The sequence below is a fragment of the Symbioplanes lichenis genome (genome assembly GCF_030709675.1).
Taxonomy (GTDB): Bacteria; Actinomycetota; Actinomycetes; order Mycobacteriales; family Micromonosporaceae; genus Actinoplanes; species Actinoplanes lichenis.
The window spans coordinates 1-2,779 of the sequence record NZ_JAUZQD010000044.1 but is presented as its reverse complement, the minus strand read 5'-3'; the positions used below and the strand labels follow the sequence as shown (position 1 = coordinate 2,779).

Genomic DNA, 2,779 nt, shown 5'->3' with positions numbered 1-2,779 from the left:
ACACTGGGCCACCGAAATCAACAAAACCTTCGCCCCCAACATGAACGGCGACCGCCCGCCGCCCAACCTCAAAACCGGCGACAACACGCCGCCCCCGGCCACGACGACGCAGGAGCCGCCGCCCGCCTACGGAGATCCGACGGGCAAGCCCCCGCCGTACTCCGAGTCGGCGGGGACACCGCCCCCGACGTCAGGGACCCCGCCCTCCAGCGACCCGACCACCGCGGTCGAGGGTCCCGGCCCGCAACCAGCCGCCGGCACCCCACCTCCGGCGAGCACTCCCTCACCAGCCGTGGGCGCCCCCTCACCAGCCGTGGGCGCCCCCTCGCCAGCTGCAGGCGCACCCTCACCGGCCGCGGGCGCTCCGTCACCCGCCGCCTCCCCGTCACCGACCGGCTCTTTGTCTCCCAGCGGCGGGCCGGCTCCCGCGGCGTCTCCGTCACCCACCGGCTCTCCATCGCCCACTCGCGGCGTCGACCCCATCGGCAGCCCCGCACCTGCCGCACCAACTCCTTCACCCGCCGCCGATCCCGCACCAACGGCCGGCCCCGCGCCCACTGGCAATCCCTCTCCCACGGGAAACCCATCGCCAACCGGAAGCCCGGCTCCCCAAGCCACCACGACTCCCGCCCACCCCCCCGCCGGCGTCACCACCTCCACGCCAGCCCCGGTATCCGCCCCGTCGCCGGCGCCCGCGCCCTCCCCAGCAGACGCCCCACCATCCGCCGCCGCCCCAGCACCGTCGGCGACTCCAGCGTCGTCCGCTACTCCCACCTCCACCGAGACCGCATCGGCAACTCCAACGCCCACCGGCTCAACAACCCCTGCACCGGCTCCAACCAGCACCACCGCGCCAACCCCAACTCCCGCCGACGCCACCACCCCCACACCGGCAGGCACCACCACTCCGACACCAGTGGGCGCCACCACCCCGACACCCGCGGACGCCACCACCCCGACACCCGCGAACGCCACCAATCCCACACCCGTCGGCGCCACGACTCCCACACCCGTGGGCACCACGACCCCCACACCCGCCGGCGCCACGACTCCCACACCGGTGGAGGCGCCCACTCCGGCGCCCGTCGCGACCAACTCGCCCGCGCCAACGAATCAGGGCCTGCCCGGCTTCGAGTCCGCGGGCTCCCCACCGCCCAGCGCTACGCCGACAACCACTCCGCCGCCGGCCGTCGCGCCGACCACCGGCACCGCTTCGCCCGAGACGCAAACGCCGCCCGCCCAAACCGCTTCACCCACGCAGACCGCTCCACCCCTGCAGACCGCCGCACCCGTGCAGACCGCCGCGCCCGTGCAGACCGCCGCACCCGTGCAGACCGCCGCGCCCGTGGAGGCTGTCCCGCCGGCGCAGACCACGCAGACCGCGCCGGCTACACCAACCGTCGCGCCAACGCAGACTGCCCCGCTCCCGCAGATCGCGCCGCCCACGCAAAGCACGCCGCCCGCGCAAACCGCGCTGCCGACGCAAACCGCTGCGCCCGCGAGCTCCACGGTTTCGCCGTCCACCGCTGCTGCGCCTACGTCGACCGGTCCCGCTCTCCCTGTCGACCTGGCCGGCCCATCCACTACTCCGACCGCCGCGCCACCGACTGCCACTCCTCCGAGCGGCACATCACCGGTAGGCACAACACCCGCGGCCACAACGCCCGGCAACACACCACCAGCCAGCACCACGCCGGCAAGCGCATCCCCCGCCGACAAGGCGGCCTCACGAGATGCGCCAACGCCGCCCACCGCCGTAGCCGCGCCGACCTCCACGGCTACTCCGCCGACCACCGCAGCAGTCCCGCCGCCGACAGCAGACATCTCGCCGGCAATCACCGACGTCTCCCCCGCAATCGCAGACATCTCGCCAGAGATCGCAGATGCCTCCCCGGCGACCGAGGCCACCCCCAGCCCTGCCGTTGACAGCGACACCGCGCCCACCACCACCGCGCCCAGCGAGACCGCGACCGGCAACACCAGCAGCGAGACGACCGTCACCGCCGCACCCGGCAGCGTGCAGACCCCGTCCCACGCCCCGCGAGGCAACGGCCCGGCCAGGTCAGCTCCTCAACCCGCCACGCCCCGCCCGGCCACCACGCCGATGCCCACAGTCTTCGGCAATCGAGGATCGGCGCCTTTCCGGGCAGCCCAGCAGACCTACGGCTTCCAACAAGTCGGCCAGCCCCGCCGCATCAACCCCGTCGTCCCCCCACGCGACGACACCACCACCGACAAACCCGCCTACCTGGCCACCGTCCCCGTCACACCCGGCACCAACCTGCAAAACCTGATCAACAAATACGCCGCCGGCTTCACCACCAACCCCCACACCGGACGCTTCGGCCTCATCATCGGCGTCAACGGCTACCGCGGCACCTACTCCGACCAGCAAATCGCCGACACCCTCGCCCAAACCATCAACGCACCATTCCCCGTCACCGTCATCGGCTTCTCCTGGACCAACCGCGACATCGAACAAGGACGACCCCTCGGACAAGACACCATCCCCTACGCGGCAATCCGCGAGACCATCGTGCGGCACCCCGAAGCCGAAAACCTGCTCGGCAACATCAAGACCAACAACACCCCGACATTCGTGCACACCGGCGACGCCGACGTCGACTCCATGGCCGGCCTGTTCTCCAACGCCGACACCACCATCGCCAACAACGACGAAGCGCAACTCATCACCGGCGGCTACCAGTTCGACGCCAACGCCGACCCGATGGCCCAGCACGCCAATCAGCGTGACCGCGCTGTCCGCGAGGCCATGGCC

General features: G+C 72.2%; 2 protein-coding genes. One reads left to right on the top strand and one right to left on the bottom strand.

All coding sequences use genetic code 11. The features are described from left to right. Window positions 1-1,113 precede the first annotated feature (1,113 nt). Window positions 1,114-2,001, bottom strand: coding sequence for a hypothetical protein (locus tag RAN62_RS40955; RefSeq protein ID WP_305790301.1), 888 nt, complete (start codon window positions 1,999-2,001; stop codon window positions 1,114-1,116). Between the two features lie 103 nt (window positions 2,002-2,104). Between RAN62_RS40955 and RAN62_RS40950 the strand changes: the two genes are divergently transcribed. Beyond that, on the top strand, window positions 2,105-2,779 hold a 675-nt coding region (locus tag RAN62_RS40950), incomplete at its 3' end, for a hypothetical protein (protein WP_305790300.1).